Origin of the sequence: Levilactobacillus sp. HBUAS70063 (assembly GCF_038374745.1) — a bacterium.
In the GTDB taxonomy this organism is placed as follows: domain Bacteria; phylum Bacillota; class Bacilli; order Lactobacillales; family Lactobacillaceae; genus Levilactobacillus.
On the sequence record NZ_JBANSM010000006.1, the window covers coordinates 65826 to 89145 of the forward strand.

Here is a 23320-nt window from a genome sequence, read left to right on the forward strand (position 1 = left end):
GTTTTCCTCCTTGGTTGTGCTAGTTCAAGTCAGCTAAGAAACTGTGACCCGCGTCGTTGCCGGCCACGCCAAAGTTATCCAACACCGTTGCGCCAAAGTCCGAGAATGGTGACCGGATGCCCAGACTGCCCCCTTGCTTGAAGCTTGGTGAGTAGGCCAGTAATGGCACAAATTCACGGGTGTGGTCCGTCCCAGTATAGGTTGGGTCGTTCCCGTGGTCCGCGGTAATCATCAACAGGTCGTCATCGTGCATGTTGGCCATGACGGTGCCGAGGCGCCGATCGAAGTCCATCAGAGCTTGACCGAAGCCCTCCGGATTCCGCCGGTGACCGTACATCGCGTCGAAGTCCACCAAGTTAATGAAGCAAAAACCGGTGAAGTCTTCTTGCATGACGTGATCCACGTGGTCCATGCCGTCCATGTTGCTTTCGTTGTGGTAGCCTTCGTCGATCCCGTGGCCGGAGAAGATGTCGTTAATCTTCCCCACACCGACCGTGTGAATGCCAGCGGCTTGCAAGCGATCCATATCGGTCTCGCCAGTCGGTTCCAGCGTAAAGTCCCGCCGGTTCGCCGTCCGCGTAAAGTGTTCGGCGTCCGGACCCACGTATGGCCGCGCGATGACCCGGCCAATCAGGTTTTCTGGCCCGTTAACCAGTGACCGCGCGTACTCACAGATCTTGTAGAGTTCGTCGAGCGGAATAATTTCTTCATGCGCCGCAATCTGTAAGACCGAGTCGCCGGACGTGTAAACGATTAGGTCGCCCTTGGCCATCTGTTGTTCCCCGAGTTCGGCAATGATCTTGGTCCCGGATTCGGGCCGGTTACCGATCACCTTGCGCCCGGAGAAGTCTTCTAATTTCTTGATTAAATCGGCCGGAAAACCATTCGGGTAGGTGCTCAGGGCCTTCCGTACGGGTAAGCCCATCATTTCCCAGTGACCATCCATTGAGTCCTTGCCGGCAGAGATTTCTTGCATCTTACCGTAGTAAGCCTGAGGGGCGTCAGCGACGGGAACGCCTTCGATCGGTGTCTCCCGGAGATTGGATATCCCCAATTTAGCCAGGTTCGGTAAGGCTAGCTTGCCCGCGTAGTAGTGACCCACGTGACCCAGGGTATCGGCCCCCTCGTCACCGTAGTTCACAGAGTCCGGTGCGGCCCCCGTCCCGACAGAATCCATAACTAAACCGAAAATGCGTTTAAACTTCATATCCGTATCCCCACTTTCACTTGCTAAATTTTAATAGCCCGACTTCGTCCCAGCAGCTTCACCCGTTAAGATGGCCACCGTGGCACTGACACCTAAACGACTAGCACCCGCATCGATCATGGCTAAGGCTTCGTCCTTGCTGTGAATCCCACCGGAAGCCTTGACGCCTAACCGGTCGCCAACGGTTTCACGCATTAATTTAACGTCTTCAATCTTGGCACCCGCCGTGGAGAACCCAGTCGAGGTCTTCACGAAGTCGGCACCGGCTTGTTCACTTAACTTGCAGGCACGAATGATTTCTTCGTTGTTCAACAGGCAAGTTTCCAAGATAACCTTCAGGAGTTTACCCTTGGCGTGAACGGTCTTAGCCAAGGCTAAGATGTCATTACCCACCTTATCGTTGTTCCCGGCTTTCAATTCGCCGACGTTGATGACCATGTCGATTTCTTCGGCACCATCATCAATGGCTTTGCTGGCTTCGAAGACTTCGCTATCCGTAGCCATGGCGCCTAGTGGGAAGCCGACAACGGCGATTGGGTTAACGTCGCTGTCCTTTAATTGCTCAGTAACGAACGGAATCCAGTAGGAGTTAACACAAACGGAAGCTGTATCAAATTGCTTAGCTTCGTCACAAGTTTGTTTGATGCTGGCTTCGGTAGCGTCAGCCTTTAAGTTGGTGTGATCAATGTATTTTGCTAATTGTGCAGTCGTTAATGTCATAGTATGAAACCCCTTTCATTTATCACAATTAGCATACCGAATTCGTGCACGTTTGTAAAGCCTATTTTTGAAATTATGTTCATTCAGCTTCTCATTGTGCTTTAATTAACAAATTTATATTTCAGTTTCTTGTTAAACGTTTTACCTATGAAAGCGTATTCTAGCAAGCTTTGTGCACCGGCCGTTTTCTGATAGTTCGCTCACAATTAACCCCCTGGTCGGTCGAAAAAATTTTTTAATATTACGCCAAAAAAGCCACCGCCCGGCAGGATTCCCCGCCGCGACCGATAGCTCGTCATGGTAAAACTTATTGGGTTTAATCCGTAATCATACGGTTATGGCCTGCGGCGGACAGGAACGCCACCCCATCCGCCTTACCGTTCGCGAAATCTAGGCTGGATCGCTGGGAGAGGACGCCCCGAGCCACAGAGCGGTCTCGGGCCTTGCTTTGAGCCGGAAAGTCACCGTCTCAAAGTCACCAATTTGGTCGCAAAAATCACGACCAAATTCCCCGGCTGAGCCTAGATTTCGCTTCACTCACGGCTACGGCGAAGGCTAATCGCACCATACAGTCGGCCCGGCTTCACCGATCTGCAGTCACCGCTCACACATTTTCCAGCAATCGCCGCCAACATAGCCGAAGGAGGCCAGGGGTGGAGCCAGCTGTGTCGATGGTGTTAGCTGGCGTCTTTTGCCAGCCTACAGCATGGGGCGACTCAGAAGACTTGCGATCTTGGCAAGGCTTCTGAGCGAGGTGGAAGCCCGCCTTTTGGCTGGAGCCGTCCCCCACAGCAGGTGGAACCCCTGGCAGCCGCAGGCCATGGTTTGCCCAAAGTGACCTATCGCTGGTTATCGTGAGCGTGGCTCCAAGTACCGTTGTTGCAGGGCCTGCTGGGCGGCTGGGGTTAGACCCAGGACGTCGTGGAGGTACGGCATCAGCCCCCCGTACCCGTAATTGATGAGCGTCAACGCCTGATCGAAGTAATCCACGTTCACCGAGGCCAGGTCGTGGACCGCGTGCTGGAAGTTCACGCGGCCATTCCCCAGCTTCACGGCGGCCACGCGCCGCGCAATGTGGTCGGCCGAGGCCGGATTGGTCAGGAGGTAGTCGGCTTTCACCTGTGCGGGGGCCACACCTAAGGCCGCGAGAAGGTAGATGGCGGCCATCCCCGTGCGGTCCTTACCGGCCGAGCAGTGAAAGATTACCCCATCGCTCGCCGGAACCGTCAGCAGGATTTGAAACAATCGCCGATAGGCTGCCTGAGCCTGCGGGGCCGTCACCAGGCGCCGGTAAACCCGCATCATCCGTTGGTAACCGCTGTGCGGGTCGCGACTGAAACGCCGTTGGAGTTCGGCCACCGAGGCGGCACTCTCGGCCTCATCATCGTCGAAGACCGGCAAATGGCAGTAGTGCATCTGCGGGCCCAAGCGATCCGGGGCCGCCAGCGTCTCGGCCGTGGAGCGGAGGTCAATCACCATCCGGACGCCCTGGGTCTGGAGTTCGGTCCAGTCCGCCGGTGTGAGCGTGGCGAGGTGGGCCGTACGAAACAGGCGATGCCAGCGCACCGGTTGTCCCTGGGCCCCCAGGTAGCCACCCAACTCCCGAAAGTTAAAACCGCCCTGAAGTTGTAGAACCCTTGCCGTCATCACATCACCCCTTACAAGTATTTAAAGATTGCCTGGGGGACCCCCACCCGCGTCGCCGTTAAATCGGCCGCGGTGTGCAGGGCCGCCGGGAAGCGAAACGCCACAGGCCACTGCGGATTCAGCATGAGCTGCCGGCCTAACGCCAGGAAATCTACCTGCTGGTCCAGGCGTTGGACGTCTTCGGCCCGCGCAATCTCACCGGCCACCATCAACGGTAACTCCCCAATCTGGGTCTTAAAGAGCTTACGCACGGGTCCCGTGGCCGAGCTGGTCACCGCCGTCTGATCGTAGTGGTGTAGCGACAGACTCAGGTAGGCCACCGGGAGTTGCGCCAGCACGCGGCTCAGGACTAACGTGTCCAACAGTTGCAGGCCGCCGGGTTCCACCTCCTCTGGCGAGAGACGGTAACCCACCACGAACGGTTGTTGGGCCTGCTTAGCCACCCGCAGAACCCGCTGGACCACCAGTAATGGGAGCCGCAACCGGTTCAACAGCTCTCCTCCGAAGTCGTCTGACCGCTGGTTGGACAGCGGCGAGAGGAACTGCTGGAGAAGCATGCTATTGGCACCGTGGAGCTCGACCCCATCGAAGCCGGCCAGAATCAAACGCTGGGTGGCCGCCCCGAATTGATCGATGATGGTGAAAATTTCGGCACGCGTCAAGGCGTGCGGCGCGTCCACCACGCCATGGGCGGCGCGTACCGCACTGGGTGCGACCACCGACGCGCCGTTGGTGGCCACGTGGTTAGTCATCCGCCCGGCGTGAACCAGCTGACCCACGGCCTTGGCGCCGGAAGCATGAATGCTGGCCGCCAACCGTCGCAGACCGGGAATCATGGCGTCGTCGGCCGCACTGAGCGATCCGGTCACCGTGGCCCCACTGGCGTGAACGTAGATGGACCCGACCACGTCGAGGCCCACGTGCTGGGCGTGTTCCTGATGAAAGTAGCAGTCGTCACGACTGACCTCCCCATCGAACAACGCCGTACGCGTCTCTAACGGCGCCAAGCAGTAGCCGTTGCGCAGGGCCAAGGCCCCCAGCGTCTGCGGCCGATCAAAACTAAAGGGTTGTTGCACGGTCTCCACCTCGCTTACGTCCGGGTAATTTCTGGGATATCGAAGTCCAGCAGGCTATGGAGCGTAGCAATCACCTGCCGCAGGGCCGCCTCCACCTCAGAGACCTCCCCCACGATGACCACCGACCCACTGAATCGGTCAATGAATCTCAGCTTCACGTTGCTGGATTTGGTCGCGACATCCCCGGCGATAATCGACGCCTCGCTTGGGGTAATCGTGAGAATTCCCAGGGCATTCTTTGGCGTCTGAATACCCAGCTTTTCATAAATATCCGCCGTGGGATTCGCCACAATGTGGGCCAGCGTGACCTGTTTCCCTGGCACATACTCCTGAATGGTTCGGTCAATCTCTCGACTCATCTTCATCGCCTCCTTTAGGCCTGGTCGCCTAAGACCTGAACCACGTCACGGGCAATCACAATTTCCTCATCGGTCGGAATGACCGCCACCTTGACCCGGCTGTCCGCGGCCTCGATGCTCAGGGCATTGGCCTCGTTCTTGACTGGATCGATGCGGACGCCCAGGTAGCCCAGGTTCTCACAGACCCGCTGACGAATCAATGCGGAGTGCTCGCCGATGCCGGCCGTAAAGACCAGCGTGTCCAAGCCCTGCAGGTCGGTCGTATAGGCACCGATGTACTGCTGAATCTGGTGGACGTAGACGTCGAGGGCCAGCTGCGCCCGTTTATTCCCCGCCTCGGCCGCAATGTCGAGGTCCCGGATATCGTTGGAAATGCCCGACAGTCCCAGGAGCCCGGAATCCTGGTTCAGCATCTCCCGCACGGCATGGGAATCCAGGTGAAGCTCCTCTTCAATGTAAGGAATAATCTCCGGATCAATATCGCCGGAACGCGTGCCCATCACGATACCTGCGAGTGGCGTGAAGCCCATGGAACTATTGACGGATTGGCCGTCCAACAAGGCCGTTAAGCTCCCACCGTTGCCAAGATGACAGGAGATCATCCGACGCGTCTGCTCGCGGCCAAAGAGTTCGGGCGCACGCTGGGCGATGTATTCGTGCGACGGGCCGTGAAAGCCGTACCGCCGAATTCCGTGATCCTCGTAGTAGCTGTACGGTAGCGCGTACATGTAGGCCTTGGCGGGAATCGTATGGTGGAAGGCCGTATCGAAGATGGCGACCTCCTTGGCGGCGGGCAACAACTTCTCAAAGGCTTCGATTCCCAGCAAATTGACCGGGTTGTGTAGCGGTGACAGCACCGAGAGTTCGTGGATTTTGGCTTTGACATCCGCGTCAACCAACACCGGCTGCGAGTAGTATTTCCCCCCGTGGGAGATGCGGTGCCCCACGCCGACAATCTCGGTCTTGCTGGCGATGACGTGACTGCTCAGCAGCGTGTCAATCACCATTTGAATGGCCGCGACAAAATCCGCGATGGGACTCACCAATTTACTCTGTTTCCCCGCGATCACGTAGGTAAACGAACTGGTCTTGGTGCCGATGCGGTCGAGCTGACCACTCATCATCACGGTTTCGGCCGGCATCGCGTAGAGCTTGAACTTTAATGAAGAACTACCGGCATTGATTGCAAGAATTTTTTCTGCCATAAAATCAATTCCCTCTCTAGTCAACTGGCGGTCACGCCGGGCGCGCCGCGAGTCAGACCTACTTGATAATTTGTTGGTAAATCTTGGCTAAATCTTCATCCGTGGGCACGACCGGGTTTCCCGGGAAGGTCGCGTCCAGCTTGGCGTTGACGACCACCGTCTCGGTCATCTCCACGGCGACCTTCAAGTCCACGCCGAAAGCCTGTAACGTCTGCGGGCAATCCATCTGCACCATCATCTGGTGAATATGACTGATCAGCCGGCGAACGGCGACCCGATCACCCATGCCGTTGGCGGCCAGACCGGCCTTCCGTGTGGCTTGGGCGTACTTGGCGCAGGCCGTCTTGTCGTGCGCAGCGTTGTAGCTGACCACGTAAGGCAGGAGCATGGCGTTGGCCAGGCCGTGCGGCACGTGGAAGTTTGCCCCGAGTTGGTGCGCCAGCGAGTGGCAAATCCCCAGTCCGGCGTTACTAAAGGCCATTCCGGCGGCACAGGAGATCTCGTGCACCCGCTTTCTCGCCGCCTCATCGTCCCCGTGTTTAAAGCAGGTCACCAGATCGTGGGTGATGACGTCGACGCCCTTCTCGGCCAAGCCATCGGTCAGCACGTTAGCGTCCACGGCCACCAGGGATTCCAGGGAATGGGTTAAGACATCGAGGCCGGAGTATGCCGTGACCGACTTCGGCGCCGTCATGACGAGTTGCGGATCGAGGAGGGCCTCATCGGGCCGGAGGTAATTCTCCATGATCGGGTATTTCCGATGATTCTCCGGATCCGAGAGCACACAGTGTTGGGTGACCTCAGACCCGGTCCCACTCGTGGTAGGGATAGCGATGAACTTTTTAATCGTTTCCTGCCGGAGCTTGTCGCCAAAGAAGCGAATGCCCTTGGCCGTGTCGATGGCCGAGCCCCCGCCAATCCCAATCACGATGGTGGGCGCCACCGGCACGTACTGCTTGACGCCGTCCACGATGGTCTCTAACGGCGGGTCCGGCTTGACGTTGGCGAAGACGGCGACCTGATTACTGCCGTCAATCTTAGATAAGATCCGCTTTAAGGCCGGCGTATCCGGTAGAAAGGCATCGCAGACCAGGAAGATGGTTTCGTTCTTCAATAAACCCAGCCGCGACAGGCTATCGTTACCCGAATAGACCGTTGTTGCGAGTGAAAATTTTTCCATAACTTACGCCTCCCAAGTCCGTAGTGAGAACCCTTCTGGCGAATTGAGCCGGCGCCGACGCGTGTAGGTCTTGGACGTGGCGGTCCCTTCCCCAGTTGGCGTGGCAATCGTCAGGGCTGAGGCCCCACTGTGCGCGCCGTTCGTGGCCACCCCGGTCCCACAGTAGGTTGGCCCGTTGACCACGAAGATGGACGTATTCAGGCGGTGTGCAGCCTGATTGATGTGTGGGAGATTTTCAGAGTGAATGGAGGCCGTGTGGTGCAGGCCGCCTTCGATTTCGGTGGCGGTTGCCAGCACGGCGGTAAAGTCGGGGCAGGTCACGACCGGCAGGATAGGCATCAACATTTCGGTCGTCACCAGAGGATGGTCCTTGGCGGCTTCGAGAATGATCAGCGTTGGCTTACCCGTGTAGGCAATCCCCGCTTCGTCCAGGATAAAGGTCGCGTCCTTGCCGACAAATTTCCGGTCGGGATCACCCTTAGGCCCAATGGTCATGTCGACCAATTTCTGAATGTCGGCCGGCTTCGTCACCAAGAAGGCGCCTTCATTTTGCATCCGAGTCATCAGGTCTTCCTTGACCGTGGCTTCCACGACCACTTCTTTTTCGGCGGTGCAAAGGATATTGTTGTCAAAGGCGGCCGAGTCCACGATGTTGTGGGCGGCCAGGGCAATGTTAGCCGTGGCGTCGACCATGGCCGGTGGATTTCCGGCACCGGCACCCACGGCCTTCTTGCCGCTGATCAGGGCCTGGTGAACCACCGCGGGACCCCCGGTGATGGAGAGCATCGCCACGTCCGGATGGTGCATGACCTCTTGAACGGATTCGATCGACGGCGTTTCCAAAGACACCACAAGGTTGTGCAGGCCGGTTGCCTTGGCCACGAACTCATTGAGTTTTTCGATGGTCCAACGCGTGATATTCTTGGCCCCGGGATGGGCGCCGAAGAAGACCGTGTTGCCCCCGGCCAGCATCATGATGGCGTTGGCAATCACCGTTTCGGACGGGTTGGTACTAGGACCCACGGCGCCAATCACGCCAAATGGGGCATATTCGTACATCACCAGGCCGGCGTCGCCCGTTTCCACTTCTGGTTGGAGCAGTTCGGGACCGGGCGTGTTATACAGGGCATTGTGGAGCTTGGTTACCTTGGCACTGACCGTCCCCATGCCGGTTTCCTCGTGAATCCGTTCCGCCATGGTCTGAATGTAGGGCCGGAAGCCCTCGCGAATCGCGTCAATCACCTGGTTACGCACGGCAATCGGCTGGTCGCCGAAGTCGATCTGGGCCGCCTTGGCCGCCGCGATGGCTTCGTTAACCGTCTTAAAGATACCGTTTTCGCCGGGCGCAGCGGCCGCGTTGGCCCCTGGCTTGTGGCTCAATTCTTCAGACAAAATTTTGCGGATTGCTTGTTCGATTTCTTCTGTTTGCATACTAGTTACTCTCCTTTAGAAAGGCAGCCACCGCTGCTTCACAAATTGCTTGGTCCTCTTCAATCAGACCACCACTGACGCCAATCGCGCCGATGGCAATGTCGCCAATCTCTAGCGGAATGCCCCCGGGAAATGAGACCAGTCGACCGTCCAGCATGGTTTCCATCTGGTAGAGTGGCCCCCCCGGCTGGATGTCGCGACTAATGTTCTTGGTGGGTTCCTTCATGGCAATCGCCGACCAGGCCTTCTTGGGCGCCAACGTGACGCTGACCAGGTTGGCGTTGGGCATGTGGTATATCATCTGTGGCGTAGTTGCCTGGTCCATGATGCAGATGGTCACGCCGACCTTGAGTTCATCGGCCTTGGCCACCGCCGCGTCGATCACGCGTTCCATCTTGTGACGGTCGAAGAGGTTGTTGCCGGGCTCACCTTGGCCGGCCAAGACGCCGCGGACCAATTCTTTGAGTTGTTCTTCATTCATTGTTTTCGCCCCATTGCTTGAGCGTACTGCGCGATGACGCGATCAGTGAGCTCGTTAATTTGATAGTTATAGTCCTCAGAGCGGGCCATAATATAGAAGAAATCTGACAGTCGATTGATGTAACGTTCCAGGACTGGCCGCACCGCGTTTTCGCTAGCAAAGCGGACAAAGAGCCGCTCCGCTCGCCGACAGACGGTCCGGCAGACGTGCAGTTGGGCCCCGGCCACGCTGGCTCCAGGCAGGATAAAGCTGGTCACCGGCGGTAGTTCCGCCGTGTACCGGTCAATAATCCGTTCCAATTGCAAGACGTCTTCGTCCGTAATGATTCGACTGTTCATGTTAAATTTCGCTGCTTCTTGCGTGGCGACCTCGCCTTGGAGAAAGAACATCTTGTATTCAATCTGCCGGAGAATCTCCTGATTTTCCGGCTTGACACAAAACTTGTCGGCGAGGCTGACGTTGGCATTCAGCTCATCGAAGGTCCCGTACGTTTCGACCCGCAGCGAATCCTTCTTCACCCGCGTACCGTCGTACAGACTGGTCGAGCCCTTGTCGCCACCTTTGGTATAAATCGGCATCCCGCCGTCACCCCTCTCTTACTGATCAAATCGGTCAATGATGCCCACGATGGCGCAGTCGTTGACGTCGACCATCGTGGCGTCCTTATGGTTCGTCAACCGGGCCCCGGCCCCGCGGACCAGCAAGACGTACTCGCCAATCCCCGCGCCAACAGAGTCAGCGGCGACCTCCTGATGACGAACGGCGCGGCCATCCGAATTCACCGGCTGGACAATCATTAACTTACGCCCGACCAGCGACGGATCTTTCTGCGTCGACACGACGCTGCCAATTACTTTTGCCATATACATGCTTCATCAGTCCTCATCTGTAGGGTCATCTGCTTCTTACTCAGGGCGTCGTGGGCCTCCGCGGTCAACCGCTGCGTGGGCGTCACGACCAGAATCGTCCGGTCCGGTAGACCGGCCACCGCCGACCGCGCAATCGCGTGTGGATACACGGCACGAACCTGCCGGAATTCCGGCGTCATGAAGATGACGGGCCAGTCCAGCAGCATCGGTCGCGGAATAAACGCCAGGCTGAGGTCGTTGACCACCAGTCGGAGTTCGACGCGATAGTCGATGGCCTGCAGCAGCCAGGCCACCCAGGGATCGGCCGTATCCAATCGGTACAGCCGAGCGATGAGTTCAATCGAGAGGTTGGCTACGGTGACGGTCGCGTGGTCCAAGAAGACCTGCGTGTCCGGAGCCGCCGCCTGCCGATCGTAGACACAGTCGTAGGTTTGGCGTTCCCGTTGCTTTAACTTCGTCAGGACTTGCGCCACTAACTGTTCCAAATCGTTCACTCCCTCGTTTTCGGTTGTCGGCGTTACTTGGCCTTGACGATCCGGGCGATGGTGTCGCCGTTCACGTTCGCCGCGTTGGCTTCATCGGTATCGATATGCATCTCCAAGACAAAGTCCTCGCGGGGCCGGGCAATCACATCGTCGAAGATGGTTCGCCGATCAGCCGATCTAATCTCGACGGCGACCGTATCGCCTAACTTCACCCCGAAGCGCGCGGCATCCTGATTACTCATATGGATGTGGCGCTTGGCAATGATGACGCCTTGAACCGTGACCTCACCGTTGGGCGTGACCAGCTTCACGGATGGGGCGCCGTCTAAATGCCCGGATAACCGGATGGGTGCGTCCACACCGATGCGAATCGCTTCGGAACGGGCAATCTCCACCTGAGAGTGTGCCCGGCAAGGTCCGAGGACCCGGACGTGTTCGATCGTTCCCTGGGGTCCAACGATGTCGACCGTTTGCTTAGAGGCGAATTCATTGGGTTGTTTCAACGGCTTGAGCACCGTCATCTCCTGATTGGGAAATAACGTGGCGAAGTCCGCCTGAGTTAAGTGAATATGATGATTGGACACCCCAATTGGGATGCGATCGGGGTCCAATTCTTCTTTAATGACGCGTTGAATCAACGCGCGCAGAGCTGTTTCGTCCATGTCTATTGCCACCTTCACTACGACTTAATTTATTTTGCGACCGGCTTGTTCGCTGCGGGTAAAATGTTTTCCACTTCGGCGTGCGGACGAGGGATGACGTAGGAACTCATCACTTCACCGATGTTTTCGGCAGCGGCGACTCCGGCATCGACGGCGGCTTTGACGGCACCCACGTCACCACGAACCATGACGGTGACTAAGCCGCTCCCGATCTTTTCTTGACCCATCATTTCAACGTTAGCGGCCTTTACCATGGCATCTGCTGCTTCGATCGATGCGACGAGACCCTTGGTTTCAATCATTCCTAATGCGTTATTCATGTTATTTCCTCCTAAATTTGGCTGACGCGTGTTGACTTCTAGTCGTGACCTATTTCTTCTTCCCAAAGAGTTCCTGGTAGTGGATACACTTCTTTCGGGGCTCACCGAGCTTGCGGGGGCAATCCGGGTCGTTACACAGGTTACACGTGGCCGGCTGGGTGGCCGACCGCTTGGCTGACGGCTTAGCCGCTGGCTTGGCCGATTGCTCAATTGACGTTGGGGGCGTCGACTGAGCGGGCGTTGGTACTACCGGCTGGGCAGTCGGGCGTTTGGCCACCGCCGTTTGCGATTTTGCCGGGCTGGCGGACGTGGCCGTGGGGGCGGACACGTCCGGCGCTGCGACTGACGCCGATGCTTGAGGGAAGATCGGCGTGTGACTCAGCGTTTGTACGCCTGATGCCGGGTTGGCCAGCACCGTCGAACCCACGTAGGCGGCGCCCAGAGCCTGGCGCGCCGTTTCCACGGCGACCGAGACCGCCGCGACGTCCCCGTGAATGCCGACCGTGACCCAGCCGCCACCCTTGGTGTTCTCGATGCCCAGTAAGCCGACCGAAGCCGTCTTGAGCATCTTGTCCGCGGCAACGATGGCGTTAGGCAGGCCCGCCGTTTCTAAATATCCAATTGCGTCCATCATTTCTAACCACCTAATCGTCTATTTTTTTGAAGGGAACGCCCTTGACCAACCGGGCCGCATTGGCACCGAGCCGTCGCAGCTGATCGGTCGAGGTCGTCACCACCGAGAAGAGCGGCCGGTCGGGCTTCAGGTTCTTGTAGTGAATGACCACCCGTTGGTCCGCAAAGCCAATGCCCACGGACAACCGCGAGGCCAGCGCCGCCTGGTAGGCGCGCGTGACCACGTCGGCTTCCGTAATCACCTTGGTCTGAACCGGAATGGCCTCCTCTTCGATCCCGTTGAGTAACGGCTGTAAACCCGCGGGAATTCGGCTGGTGTCGCCCGGCACCGCAATCAGGATGGCCGGTTTTTCCATCGGTTTAACCATGAGCGGCACTCCTCTCCCGCGCGTACGAGAGAATCAACCCCGTAGCTACGGCGTTCCGTGGACCCGCCACGGCCCGGATGTTCCCTCGACCGGCGACCAGACTATAATGGGACAGCTCGTCGGTCACCAGTTGTGGAATCTCGAAGTCCAAGGCCGACCCGCCGACAATCACGACGAATGGGATGTCACGGATGTTGCCGGTCGGGCTGACGTGCTGCAGGGCCCGCCGCGCATTTTCCACGAAGACCCGCTTCTTAGCGGTCTGGCGAATCTGCTTGACCTTCTCGATGTTCATGTTCCCCGGCAGTGGCACGTAGCCATCGGGCTTGATGACCACCGTCCGGGCGAAAATCTCGGAAGGAAGCGGTTCATCGAAGAACTCGACGGCCCCGTCCTCGTGGCGAATCTGGAAGAGGTTCTCCACGCGGGCCAGCGGGTACTTCTTGATGTCTTCTGCGAGGTAGACATCGTCCAGGCCCAGCTCCGAGTTGATAATCATCGTAACCATGTCGCCGGCACCGGCCAGGTGAATCGCTACAATCTCGTCCTGTTGGTTGATGATCGAGGCGTCTGTGGAGCCCGCCCCCAAGTCCAGAATCGCAATCGGCTTGGTGGTCCCCGGCGTGGTCAGCGCACCAAGAATAGCGGCTTCGGCCTCGGCCCCGCCAATCTCTACGGGAATCTTGAGTTCGGCCTGGATGGCGTCCGCAATCTGCTGCATCTGCAGGTGGTCCGACTTCACCATGGCCGCGATTCCCACGGCTTGTTCGGTCGAGAATTCACCGGCCAATCCACCTTGGACCTTTACGGGCACCGCCGTATCCACAGCCAGCAGGTCTTGAATCGCAATCTCGTGGTTACGCTTCTTCGTGAGATCGGCCATGGTCTGGCGGACCTTTTCCAGCATGCCGCCGACGTTGGTCCCGGCCTCACCCGTGATGTCTTGAATCCGATCAAATTGATTGATCTTCTGCATGATAGCGTCCGCCCCGGCCGCGACGTTAACCTTGTCGGAACCGTTGACCGCCTGAATCTGAATGCTTCCGGCCGGAATGACTCTGGCCTTGACATCCCCCTTCGGCGTCTTGATGACCACCGCCGAGCGATTGCCAATCAACGCCCGCGAGACCGGCACGATATTCTTGGTTTCCTCGGCCGTCAGGTCAAATAGCGTGGCGATGCCGTACGGGTTGGAGAGCTGTGAAATGACTTGACCCTTTCCAGCGACTTCCACCCCGGCCATCATGCCCAGTGGAATCTTGTCCAACCGGGCGACTTCGTCCACGATAGGTAGCATGTGGTCCAGCCGGTTGTCGATCAGCACCCCGTCATCGTTTTGCAGAATCGCCGCGGTGATGGTGTAGCCGGCGTGCTGGTACAGGTTAATCAGGCGCGCCGCATCCTCAAAGTCCACCTCGGCCGGAATCAAGACGATGTAGGGCCGGTCCTTATCTGCCTCTTGTCGTAATTGTAGGAGGTTCACGGTGTAACCCGAGCCGATCCCCACCCCACCCGGTGTATTGGGGTTGTGACCAATCATGGTGGATTCCGTAATCACGGTCTCCGTGATGGTCTCCATGGCCACGTCCCCAATCACGGGGGTGGCTTCGTTGATTCTAATAAGGTCAATGTCGCCCAGGCCCAGCCGGCTCTTGTTGAGTAGCTGGGTGATGGCCTTCTTAATCCCAATCAGATTCTGTTTGGTTCCTTTAATCCCTGTCGTTTCTGCAATATCCGCATTGATAAACTCGACTGACCCCTGCTCAGAGATGTTGGCCAAGGCAACTTCTGTCGAGGAATTACCAATGTCAACGCCTATCACCTTTTGCATGCGAAGACTCCTAACTAATTGTCACCCTTCAACTTCTTCCGGGATTCGTAGAAGTCGGCCGCTTGGGCAAACCACCCGGCGTTGATTGGAGCGTGATACTTGTCCTTTAATTCCGCCGACATCGCGAGTAACTCCGCCTTGGTCGACCGATATGGCCGCAAGGCGTTGTACATTTCCAAGAGCCGGTCATCCGGGATGGCCGTTAACTCTGAGGCCCGTTGGAAATTCCGTTGAACGGCATCCCGACCGGCATCGTTGGCCACTTCCCCTTGCAGGCGCAGGGTATCCGGCGTAATCCGCAGGTCATTGGACTTAATCTTGTCGCTTAAAATATTATCCAGCGTGATATCCTTCAACTGCTTGCCCGATGGCGAATGTACCAGCTCGGGGTGTTGCGAGTAGAGGGGATAGTCCTTCTTGGTCAGCGCCGCTTGGGTCGTCGGTGCTTGGGGTTTAACGGTCGTCGCAGTCGCGGTCTCCCCGATCTGCTGGACGATCTTTGCTACTAAGTCATCAATCTCGCTCATAACCGTTCCTCCTAATTAAAGTTAACTTCGATCTGTTCGGCGGGCTTGCCCATCACGACTTGTTTCGTCTCCTTGATGTGCATCAAGGCTGAGAGCGCCTGGTACTGAACCCGCGCCATCTGGTCGTTCACCGTCGGCACCGGGCTAGGCGACATACCCTTGGCGTATTCGGCGGCGTTCTTCCCGATTGCCCGGTAGGTGTCGCCGTCAATCACGGGTGCTTGCGGGAAGAGTTCCAGGTTGGACAGCGGTTCTTGGTCCTTTTGGTGAATGATCGTGGTTCCTTTGGACTGGATGGCCACGGCAATCCCGGACCCGGAGAGGTGATCCCCCTCGGCCCCACAGAAGGACACGTCGGACGTCCGGTAAACCTTAACGATCCGGGCCTTCAAGCCTTCTTCTTCAATGCCCGCAACGACCTGGCGGAGAATCTCCTTGTGACTGATACCGGTCAGGTTATGGTCGAGGACTTCGGCAAACGCCGGCGCCACGGCAATCACGACCTCATCGCGAGAATAGCCCGGCTTGGCTGGCCCCACGTGCTTGAACCAGTCCACGGATTTTTCCGGTTCCGGCTGGTCACCGTTGACCGGTGACGCCTCGGCCGTCTCGTTTTGAAAGGAAATCGGTGTGTCGACCTGATTTGTCTCGGCAATGACGTTTCGAATAATACTGCGCAATAATTTTTCATCAATTTCTTGAACCACAGGATTGACCCCCTTTTCTTTCTACAGCTGCATGTTCTGTGGATCGATGGCAAACGGTAAATTCTTGATCCGTTCCCATTCGTCCGTATCTTCTTCCAACCGGTAGCCGGTGCCCGGACCTTGGTAGTCGTTGGCATCGTTCACGGCAGAAATGACGTTCCACTTCTCATCGAAGATGGCGGAAGTCTGGAGGAAGTCGCCACAAACCTTTTGCTTCTGTAGGTCAAGAACAGCTTGGGCAGTCTCCTTGAAGCCATTGTTATAAAGCGCTTTCACAATATCGACACCGGTAATCCCGCGGTCCATCAGATCTTGGGCGGCCTTCATGTCTTCCACCATGTTCCGTTCCGGCATGTCCTTGGACGTGTTGGCGTAGGTAGCGGCTTCGACTTCTTCATCGGTAATCTTTGGCAGACCCAGATCGGCAAAAACGGCTTGTAACGCCCGTGCGGCTTGGTTCCGCGCCTTGATAATCGTTTCTTCTTCGACCGGGTGAATCCCACCGTTGATGGCCAAATCGCGTTCCATGACGTAGTAGTCATCGTAGTCTAGGCCGTCGGTGTTGGAGCCGGCGAAGGTGTTATCGTAGTTCGGCGTTGAGGAGTATCCGGAGGAGATGTAGTCGGTCCCGGCGATGAATTGGCCGAGTAACCGTTCCGTCCGCCGCATGTCTGAGTGAGAGAAGGCTTGGTCGTTGGCCGAAGCACATTCCAAATCAAGCATCATGCACAGGAGGTTTTCGCCCAGTACGGAACGAATCCCGGAAGGTACGGACCCCGGAATCCCGATACAACTAACCCCACCGTTTTGGAGGCCTTGAACACCGGAAGCCTTGGTAATGAAGATACAACGTGATTCTAAGTACAGCATGGACTTGCCTTCGGTGTAGCCCATCATGACCTCTGAGCCGGACCCGGATGTAAACCGCATCTTCAGCCCCCGTGAGGCGTAGCAGGAAGCCAGGAAGCCCTTGGACCAAGGCGTGTCGTCCCCATCCGTGAAGACCTTGTCGGTACCGTAAACGGAAATGGTTTCGGCATAGCCGGTGAAGCCCCGCATCCCCAGGCTCAGTTCCAGCGCTTCTTCGACGGAACACTGGGTGATGACGCCAGGACGACCAGTCTGCGCGCCAACCATCAAGGCAATGGCGTTCAGTGGGGCGTAGCGGGCCACGGCCGTGGTGGTTTCTTGTTCGGGGAAGCCCCGCAGTGCGGCATCCGCAGCATCTGCGGCGATCTGAACCGGATTATCCCGGATGTTGGTGACGTGGCATTGCGTGGCTGGCGTCCGCCGTGGCCGCATCTTCTGGGTGGCCATAATCATTTCGGCAAAGTTCAGCTTGCTGATGACCTCTTCGGCCTTCGCCGGGGTCATCGCCGTGGTCAGCGCCACGATGTCCTGACGACTCACGTTGGGGTCGCAGAGCATGTTGGCAATCTTGGTAGAATCCATCGCCATGACCTTTTCGGCGTTTTCCAACTTAATCCCGTAATTGGCGATGTAGAGGTCGATCAGGTCGAAATCTTCTCGCTTCTTACTGTCCAGTTCGGTCACCACACCATTTTCAATGGTGATGCTAGGCTTCGGGTCGTTGGGGCCCATCATGGCAACAAAGCCTTCTTCGGGCCATTCCTTGACGAAACCATCCAGATGGATTGGTCGTTTCTCAAGTGCTTCGAATCTCTTTTGACGTTTCACTTAAATATCCCCCTTCACTATCGGATGTACGATGGAAAATCGTTGACGGGTGTCTCGCCGAGTTGGGCTAGGAGCTTTAAGCCCACCTCACGACCGGCAATGACGGCCTGGCGAACCGCGCCGGAATCCCCACTGATGTGGACGATCCCTTCGTTGGAGAAGCTGGTCCCGTGACCGGGTGACGCGAAGGTTAAGACGTCCACGCCGGCGGTCTTGATGGCGGTATCGGCCATGACCACGCCAATGCCGGAAGGTGCGCCACAGATGAGGCCGTACGCCTTTCCCTCGGGTGCGCCGAAGGCCATGTGGCAGGCTCCCGCGGCTCTGGCGGTGAATTGAAGTTCCAAGTGACCGGCCGGTGAATTGTACACGTCACCAAATGTGCGGCTCAGATTGTCTAGGGCCACCTGGATGGCCGACCGAACATCTGACGGATCGAAACCGCCGATGAGCATCAGCACGCCGTGACCGGCACCGCCCTTGGTATCCCGTGGCATTTCGATGTCGATGACCTCGGTGTTGGTGGCCTTGACCGCCTCGTCCATCGCCATGATTTGTGGGCCGGCCCCCGTCCGGGAACTCAGCACGCCAATCACGGAAAAGCGCTTTTGAACGTGTAAGTGGTCTAACAGTAAGGCGTCAACGCTGGGAATACACATCCCAATCGTGTCGCCGATTTCGCTGGCTCCCACAAATTCTGGAACCACGCTGGTGGTATTTAAAAAATTATCCATTGTTTTTCCTCCCGATGACTGCGGGGTCGGTGTGACGCTCACCCCGTGACGCAGAAGTTGCGCGACGATTTCGTTAATAACTCGCTGATTGGTCATCGTTCATTACCCGTCCGAGCGGTTATTTCTTCGTTGGTAGAATCTTTTCAACATCGGTGTGGGGACGTGGAATGACGTAGTTCGACAGCACTTCGCCAATGTTTTCGGCGGCAGAAACCCCGGCATCAACAGCGGCCTTAACGGCACCCACATCACCTCTAACCATGGTGGTGACTAACCCGTGACCAATCTTTTCTTGGCCGACTAAGTCAACGTTAGCGGCCTTAACCATTGCGTCTGCGGCTTCGATTGCGGCAACTAAACCCTTTGTTTCGATTAAACCCAGTGCTTCTTGTTCCATGATGAAAACCTCCATTTGTGGTAGGCGATCGTGACCGCCTGAACTTTTAAAACGCTTTCAGTATAAAAAAAGTGATTTGCACTATTTCTCTCAGATTGGCACTATTTATGACAAGATAGTTCGAATCGACCCGCGCAGATTAAAAAGCTCAAAATAATACAAAAAATTTGGAAATTTCGCTTGATGTTAGAATTAGAATCAACTACAATTATGCAATGATAGCGGATTCATTACTATTTTGTCGGCACTCAGATAAATCGGACGCTTTATTTATACCAGGCGTCCAGCACCTTATGGGGAGGATCGAATATGCCAACTTATTCACCAAGTCAAGCGAACTACCGCGAGCTAGCGCATTCACTAGCCACGTTTACCAGTCTGACTCAGATTAAAACCGTCTTTTTCGACTTCACGGGGATTTTGTTGAAGGATGACTTTGTCTACGTGAACCAGTCCGTCATTCAAGATAATTTAAGCAACAACGGTTTCGACGAGTACGCCCTCTTTCCGGTTAGCCGGAATATTCAGCTGTGGGGCGCCATCATGTGTGAGAGCACCAACGTTTCCAAGAAGCGGCTGTTCCTGTCGCGCTCGTACCTAGAAAACCTGATGCGGCAAATCTTTACCGAAGAAACCCTCGGGACCGTCAGCGTGTGGGAACCCCTCACCTCCGATCAGGTCGATCAGATTGGCAGTCTCGACGGCTTCATTCGCATGGGCGCCGAGAGCAATCGGCCCGCCGCGCAGTTCGTGCCGCCGACCGCCAGCATCGCCGGCCAGCCAATCGATAACGATGAGGCCTTTCACAGCATTAGCCTGGCCATTGCCTACATACGTAAGAACATTCAGCGACCGATTTCGCTAAACGAGGTCGCCCAGCACGCCTTTCTCTCGGCCTCGTACCTCAGTCGCCTCTTCAAGAAATACTTACACGTCAACTTCATTGAGTACGTGAACAACCAAAAGATTGCGCTCGCCCAGGAGAAGCTCTCCATGACGCTGACGCCGATCAACCAGATTTCGAGTCAAATTGGCTTTACACAGACCAGTTACTTCACGAAGATCTTTAAGAAAAAGACGGGGCTGACCCCGTCCGAGTACCGTCAGCGCAATCACTCTATTCAGAAGGTCTACACGATTCCGCGCGAACTCGACTGGAACGAACAGGGCTCCATCATCGATATTTCTCAGGATTACTTCAAAGCCCATAACATCGATTACCACACCGAATCCGCCGAGGGCGCGACCTATGTCAATAGCATCGGCGATTTAAGCGATGCGGACGGTGAACGCGGCTGGATTTACACGGTCGACGGGCAGCAGCCCAAGCAGTCGGCCGACGAGATTACGGTTCACGACAAGTCCGTCATTCAGTGGGTCTACACCGACTACGCCAACCGGTAACGCCAGGCCAGCGAATCGCCTGGTTCTTTGACACTAGTAAAACGATTTACTTTGTCCTTTGATTGCCGCCTTGCCGTTCGTCGCAGCATGTGCCTGCGGCTGCCAGGGATTCCGCCTGCTGTGGGGACCGCCTGCAGCCAAAAGGCGGGCTTCCGGCTCGCTTGGAAGCCTCGAAGAACCCGAGTCTCCCAAGTCGTCCCACGGTCTAAGCTGCCCAAGACGCCAGCTAACACCGTTATCACGGCTGGCTCCATCCCTGGCCTCCTCCGGCACAGTGACGGTCAACACTCATCATCCAGAAACTGTAATCTCCTTGTCAGGCTGTGACTGGCCCGGTGAATTAACTCACCAGGCATTGCTCGCTGCTATCGGAGCCGAGAGTGAAGCGAAGGATGAGCTCAGCCGTGGGATTTCCAAGTGGTCTACTTGGAAATGGCGACTTGGAAACGCCGGTCTGTGGCGGTTCCAAGCGAGTTCCGAGACCGCTCTTTGGCTCGGGACGTCCTGCCCACCGCGTTCCAGCTCATCCTTCGCGAACGGCAAGGCGGCCAGACCCACTAGACATAAAAGTGCCGGCAACTGTGAAAAGTCACAGTTGCCGGCACTTTTGGTCTGTATTTAACGGGTGGAACTAAGCGACTAGGACCTGGAGTCCGGCCGCGAGCACGCCGCCCACGATGGGCCCGCACATCGGTACCCAGGCGTAGCCCCACTCGCTCGACCCCTTGTTGGGAATCGGCAGAACGGTGTGAGCCAACCGGGGACCCCAGTCACGCGCCGGATTCAACGCGAAACCGGTCGTGGTCCCCAGCGCCATCCCGACGACGGTAATCAGCGTCCCCACGATGAACGGCTTGAGGCCTTGCGTGAAGTCTCCCAGATTTAAGAGGATAAAGGTAAAGCCCCAGGTGGCAATCACTTCGGAGAAGAAGTTAAACAACGGACTGGAGATTGCCGGCCGCGTGGCAAAGATCCCGACAATATTGCCCGAAGCCTCGTCCGGGGAGGCCTTGAAGTGGGGATAAAATTGAATAATAACTAACGCTGCACCCACAAACGCCCCCAGAAATTGTCCCAATAAGTACGGGACGACATCGCCCCAGGGGAAGAAACCAAACACGGCAAAGCCGATCGTGACCGCCGGATTCAGGTGGCCGTCGGAGCCCAATGCCCCACCGACATAGACCCCCATTGTCACCGCTAAACCCCAGGCGATACTGATGTAAGCCCAGTTGGACCCGGTCCCGTATGTCTTCCGCAGGTTAACCCCCGCACAAGTCCCCGCCCCTAGTAGAATCAGAATCAACGTTCCAAAGAATTCGCCAATAAAACCATTCATTACCAAACACCCGCCTTCACTAATTTGTTAGTTGCTACACAAGTACCGGCACAGCCGTTCACTCGTGCTCTGTGAATTCTGAACAAACGTAGTGTAGCATAGGCTCACCGCACCATTTTTGACTAGCACGGGAAATATTTTGCTCAGTCGTGTAAGCGCTAATAAGAAAGGACAGATGACTGGCGTTTTTTCTCAATCCTAAGAATATTGTGACCCCGCCCGCGCCAAAAAAGTCGCACGCTGGTCACAAAAAGAACCCTACCACCACTAGACTTACCCGTCTACCAGTTGTAAGGCTCTTCATTTGCTTGTCATACAGGAATCGTTTATTCTCGGCAGCTCAGTCTGAACTGGCCGCCTTACCGTTCGCCAAATTTAGTCTGGATCGCGGTGGGCAGGACGCGCCGAGCCTGAGAATCGGTCTCGTCACTCGCTTTGAGCCGATAGACCACGTCTCAAAGTCGCCATTTTCCCAAGTGAACCGCTTGGGAAAATCCCACGGCTGAGACCAAATTTGACTCACTCACGGCTACGCAGGAAGTTCCCAATTAATGTGGCTAAATGCCATTAGATCAGCGATAGTTGCACAATCCTTGTGGGTTTTAACCATCATCACCGGAGGCAGTCAGAGATGGAGGTAGCCGTGACGGCGGTGTTAGCTGACGTTCTGGGTCAGCTTACAGCGCGGGACGCGTTTGGAGACTGGCGAACTTTGCTAGGCTTCAAACCGAGCCGGAGGACCGCGCCTCAGGCCGCAGGCGGTTCCCACAGCACCGGAATCTCTGACAGACGCAGGTGACCAGCAACGACCAAAGGAATGGCTTCAAACTTCGCCAGTTGACACTACGGTTTCAAGGCTTAACGCCGGGTTCGGCCTCCAGAAACTCGCGTAGCACCGCCGTGTGTTCACCGGTCAGCGCCGAAACCGTGAAGATTCGCTGGGCGCCCGCACGCTTGAGTTGCTCGCTAGACCAGTCGATGGCGTGTTGGTCGGCGGCCACGTCAATCTTGGTCACCACCCCCACCACGGGACGACCGAACATGGTACTGAAGGCTTCCGGAAAAATCAGCCGCTGATCCGTGGCGCTTTGCAACATGACCACCACGTCCGCATCCATCGCGGTGGTGGCAATGTTGGTGTACATCCGGCGGTGCTCGATGTACTCGCCCGGCGTATCAATAATATTTTGATAGAATTCCACCGCTTGCGTCTTGTCGTAATGGATGGTGAGGTCCTTCAAGCGCTGTAGTAGTGTGGTCTTACCACAGCCGATGGCCCCGATAAACATCGCCCGTTGCATGGTCTAATACCCCTTTGTCGTAAAGTACCAGTGGACCTGGTCACCGTTCTTAATGTGTTTGAGGTTGGCCGCCTGATCAATGAATTTATCATTCACCCGGTATTTCCAGCCGCTCCCCGTCTTCACATCGTTCTCGGCTAAGCCATTAATGCTGCTGACGTAGACCACCACACCGTTCTGGTAGACCAGCTTAAGCTTGGCCGACTGGAGCACGGAGAAGGCCGTCGAATGGGCGTTGAGGGTCACGTTGCCCTTGAAGAAGGTCTTCTTGTAGCCCGAGACCACCAGGTAGGCCTTGCCGGTCGCCGTGGTCCGCTTCTTAGCGGTCGTACTCGTGGCCGAACGCTTGGTCCGATGGGTCGTGGTGGCTTTAGCCGTGGACGTTGCGGTCTTCTGCCGGCTTGCCGACGTCCGCTTAGCCGCGGCCCGTGAGGACGACCGGCGCTGCGAACTGGCAACCTGACTAGACGCCGCCTTCACGGAAGTCGCGTGCCGCCGATGGGACGATTTCGCCGCAGCGGACGAGGACTTCCGATGCGCCTGTTTCGATGACGTGGTGGCCTGATCCCCGGCCGATTCCGACTGAGTCGTAGCCGTGGAACTGGTGGCCACCCGTTCTTGCGCGGGCGGCGTGTTCGCCCGTTGTCGATGCTGCTGAACAGCCAGTCCACCACCGATAATCAGGATGGTGACGACCGCTGCGACGATGATCCCTACCGACTTCTTCATGAGAGACGCT

General features: G+C 56.8%; 26 protein-coding genes. 1 reads left to right on the forward strand and 25 read right to left on the reverse strand.

What is annotated here, in order from left to right; translation table 11 throughout:
- Positions 1–19: 19 nt before the first annotated feature.
- From V8I28_RS09870 to V8I28_RS09975, 22 genes are all read right to left on the reverse strand, one after another.
- Positions 20–1207 carry a phosphopentomutase gene (locus V8I28_RS09870; protein WP_341779957.1) on the reverse strand — a complete coding sequence of 396 codons (1188 nt, stop codon included), beginning with the start codon at positions 1205–1207 and terminating at the stop codon, positions 20–22.
- Positions 1208–1237: 30 nt separating this feature from the next.
- Positions 1238–1927: a deoxyribose-phosphate aldolase gene (deoC, locus tag V8I28_RS09875; RefSeq protein WP_341779958.1), complete on the reverse strand. Its 690-nt coding sequence runs from the start codon at positions 1925–1927 to the stop codon at positions 1238–1240.
- A gap of 849 nt (positions 1928–2776) precedes the next feature.
- Complete coding sequence (locus V8I28_RS09880) at positions 2777–3574, reverse strand: tyrosine-protein phosphatase (RefSeq protein ID WP_341779959.1); 798 nt, start codon at positions 3572–3574, stop codon at positions 2777–2779.
- A gap of 11 nt (positions 3575–3585) precedes the next feature.
- Complete coding sequence (locus tag V8I28_RS09885; protein ID WP_341779960.1) at positions 3586–4650, reverse strand: oxidoreductase; 1065 nt, start codon at positions 4648–4650, stop codon at positions 3586–3588.
- A 14-nt stretch (positions 4651–4664) separates the two neighbouring features.
- Positions 4665–5009, reverse strand: a complete 345-nt coding sequence (locus V8I28_RS09890; protein WP_341779961.1) for a BMC domain-containing protein — start codon at positions 5007–5009, stop codon at positions 4665–4667.
- Between the two features lie 14 nt (positions 5010–5023).
- Positions 5024–6214 (reverse strand): acetate/propionate family kinase, encoded by a 1191-nt coding sequence (locus V8I28_RS09895; protein ID WP_341779962.1) that lies wholly within the window; start codon positions 6212–6214, stop codon positions 5024–5026.
- A 58-nt stretch (positions 6215–6272) separates the two neighbouring features.
- Complete coding sequence (locus V8I28_RS09900; RefSeq protein WP_341779963.1) at positions 6273–7394, reverse strand: 1-propanol dehydrogenase PduQ; 1122 nt, start codon at positions 7392–7394, stop codon at positions 6273–6275.
- Positions 7395–7397: 3 nt separating this feature from the next.
- The gene (locus tag V8I28_RS09905) at positions 7398–8825 is read right to left on the reverse strand and encodes an aldehyde dehydrogenase family protein (RefSeq protein WP_341779964.1); all 1428 of its coding nucleotides are present in this window, start codon (positions 8823–8825) and stop codon (positions 7398–7400) included.
- Between the two features lies 1 nt (position 8826).
- Positions 8827–9306 carry a GlcG/HbpS family heme-binding protein gene (locus tag V8I28_RS09910; RefSeq protein ID WP_341779965.1) on the reverse strand — a complete coding sequence of 160 codons (480 nt, stop codon included), beginning with the start codon at positions 9304–9306 and terminating at the stop codon, positions 8827–8829.
- A complete protein-coding gene (locus V8I28_RS09915) occupies positions 9303–9884 on the reverse strand; it encodes a cob(I)yrinic acid a,c-diamide adenosyltransferase (protein WP_341779966.1) in 582 nt (193 codons plus the stop codon). Before V8I28_RS09915 ends, V8I28_RS09910 begins: the two co-directional genes overlap by 4 nt.
- An 18-nt stretch (positions 9885–9902) precedes the next feature.
- Positions 9903–10175, reverse strand: a complete 273-nt coding sequence (locus tag V8I28_RS09920; protein WP_341779967.1) for a EutN/CcmL family microcompartment protein — start codon at positions 10173–10175, stop codon at positions 9903–9905.
- The gene (pduM, locus tag V8I28_RS09925) at positions 10157–10669 is read right to left on the reverse strand and encodes a PduM family microcompartment protein (protein WP_341779968.1); all 513 of its coding nucleotides are present in this window, start codon (positions 10667–10669) and stop codon (positions 10157–10159) included. The genes V8I28_RS09920 and pduM overlap by 19 nt, the downstream gene beginning before the upstream one ends.
- Before the next feature lie 23 nt (positions 10670–10692).
- Positions 10693–11322 (reverse strand): phosphate propanoyltransferase, encoded by a 630-nt coding sequence (locus V8I28_RS09930; RefSeq protein WP_341779969.1) that lies wholly within the window; start codon positions 11320–11322, stop codon positions 10693–10695.
- 29 nt (positions 11323–11351) lie between these two features.
- Positions 11352–11642, reverse strand: a complete 291-nt coding sequence (locus V8I28_RS09935; RefSeq protein WP_341779970.1) for a BMC domain-containing protein — start codon at positions 11640–11642, stop codon at positions 11352–11354.
- 49 nt (positions 11643–11691) lie between these two features.
- On the reverse strand, positions 11692–12276 hold the full coding sequence (locus tag V8I28_RS09940; RefSeq protein ID WP_341779971.1) for a BMC domain-containing protein: 585 nt from the start codon (positions 12274–12276) through the stop codon (positions 11692–11694).
- A 10-nt stretch (positions 12277–12286) separates the two neighbouring features.
- The gene (locus V8I28_RS09945; RefSeq protein ID WP_341779972.1) at positions 12287–12643 is read right to left on the reverse strand and encodes a glycerol dehydratase reactivase beta/small subunit family protein; all 357 of its coding nucleotides are present in this window, start codon (positions 12641–12643) and stop codon (positions 12287–12289) included.
- Positions 12636–14474, reverse strand: coding sequence for a diol dehydratase reactivase subunit alpha (locus tag V8I28_RS09950; protein WP_341779973.1), 1839 nt, complete (start codon positions 14472–14474; stop codon positions 12636–12638). Before V8I28_RS09950 ends, V8I28_RS09945 begins: the two co-directional genes overlap by 8 nt.
- Before the next feature lie 14 nt (positions 14475–14488).
- Positions 14489–15001 (reverse strand): diol dehydratase small subunit, encoded by a 513-nt coding sequence (locus V8I28_RS09955; RefSeq protein WP_341779974.1) that lies wholly within the window; start codon positions 14999–15001, stop codon positions 14489–14491.
- Between the two features lie 11 nt (positions 15002–15012).
- Positions 15013–15708 carry a propanediol/glycerol family dehydratase medium subunit gene (locus V8I28_RS09960; RefSeq protein ID WP_341779975.1) on the reverse strand — a complete coding sequence of 232 codons (696 nt, stop codon included), beginning with the start codon at positions 15706–15708 and terminating at the stop codon, positions 15013–15015.
- Positions 15709–15729: 21 nt separating this feature from the next.
- Positions 15730–17406: a propanediol/glycerol family dehydratase large subunit gene (locus tag V8I28_RS09965; protein WP_341779976.1), complete on the reverse strand. Its 1677-nt coding sequence runs from the start codon at positions 17404–17406 to the stop codon at positions 15730–15732.
- A 17-nt stretch (positions 17407–17423) separates the two neighbouring features.
- Positions 17424–18236: a propanediol utilization microcompartment protein PduB gene (pduB, locus tag V8I28_RS09970; RefSeq protein WP_341779977.1), complete on the reverse strand. Its 813-nt coding sequence runs from the start codon at positions 18234–18236 to the stop codon at positions 17424–17426.
- A gap of 22 nt (positions 18237–18258) precedes the next feature.
- Positions 18259–18537, reverse strand: a complete 279-nt coding sequence (locus V8I28_RS09975) for a BMC domain-containing protein (protein ID WP_208908458.1) — start codon at positions 18535–18537, stop codon at positions 18259–18261.
- A 309-nt stretch (positions 18538–18846) separates the two neighbouring features.
- Here V8I28_RS09975 and V8I28_RS09980 point away from each other — a divergent pair, with 309 nt between their 5' ends.
- A complete protein-coding gene (locus V8I28_RS09980) occupies positions 18847–19941 on the forward strand; it encodes a helix-turn-helix domain-containing protein (protein ID WP_341779978.1) in 1095 nt (364 codons plus the stop codon).
- Between the two features lie 631 nt (positions 19942–20572).
- Here the strand turns inward: V8I28_RS09980 and V8I28_RS09985 are convergent.
- From V8I28_RS09985 to V8I28_RS09995, 3 genes are all read right to left on the reverse strand, one after another.
- Positions 20573–21280: an MIP/aquaporin family protein gene (locus tag V8I28_RS09985; protein WP_341779979.1), complete on the reverse strand. Its 708-nt coding sequence runs from the start codon at positions 21278–21280 to the stop codon at positions 20573–20575.
- A gap of 851 nt (positions 21281–22131) precedes the next feature.
- Positions 22132–22581, reverse strand: a complete 450-nt coding sequence (locus V8I28_RS09990; RefSeq protein WP_341779980.1) for a EutP/PduV family microcompartment system protein — start codon at positions 22579–22581, stop codon at positions 22132–22134.
- Positions 22582–22584: 3 nt separating this feature from the next.
- Positions 22585–23310: a DUF4430 domain-containing protein gene (locus V8I28_RS09995; RefSeq protein ID WP_341779981.1), complete on the reverse strand. Its 726-nt coding sequence runs from the start codon at positions 23308–23310 to the stop codon at positions 22585–22587.
- Positions 23311–23320: the final 10 nt, after the last annotated feature.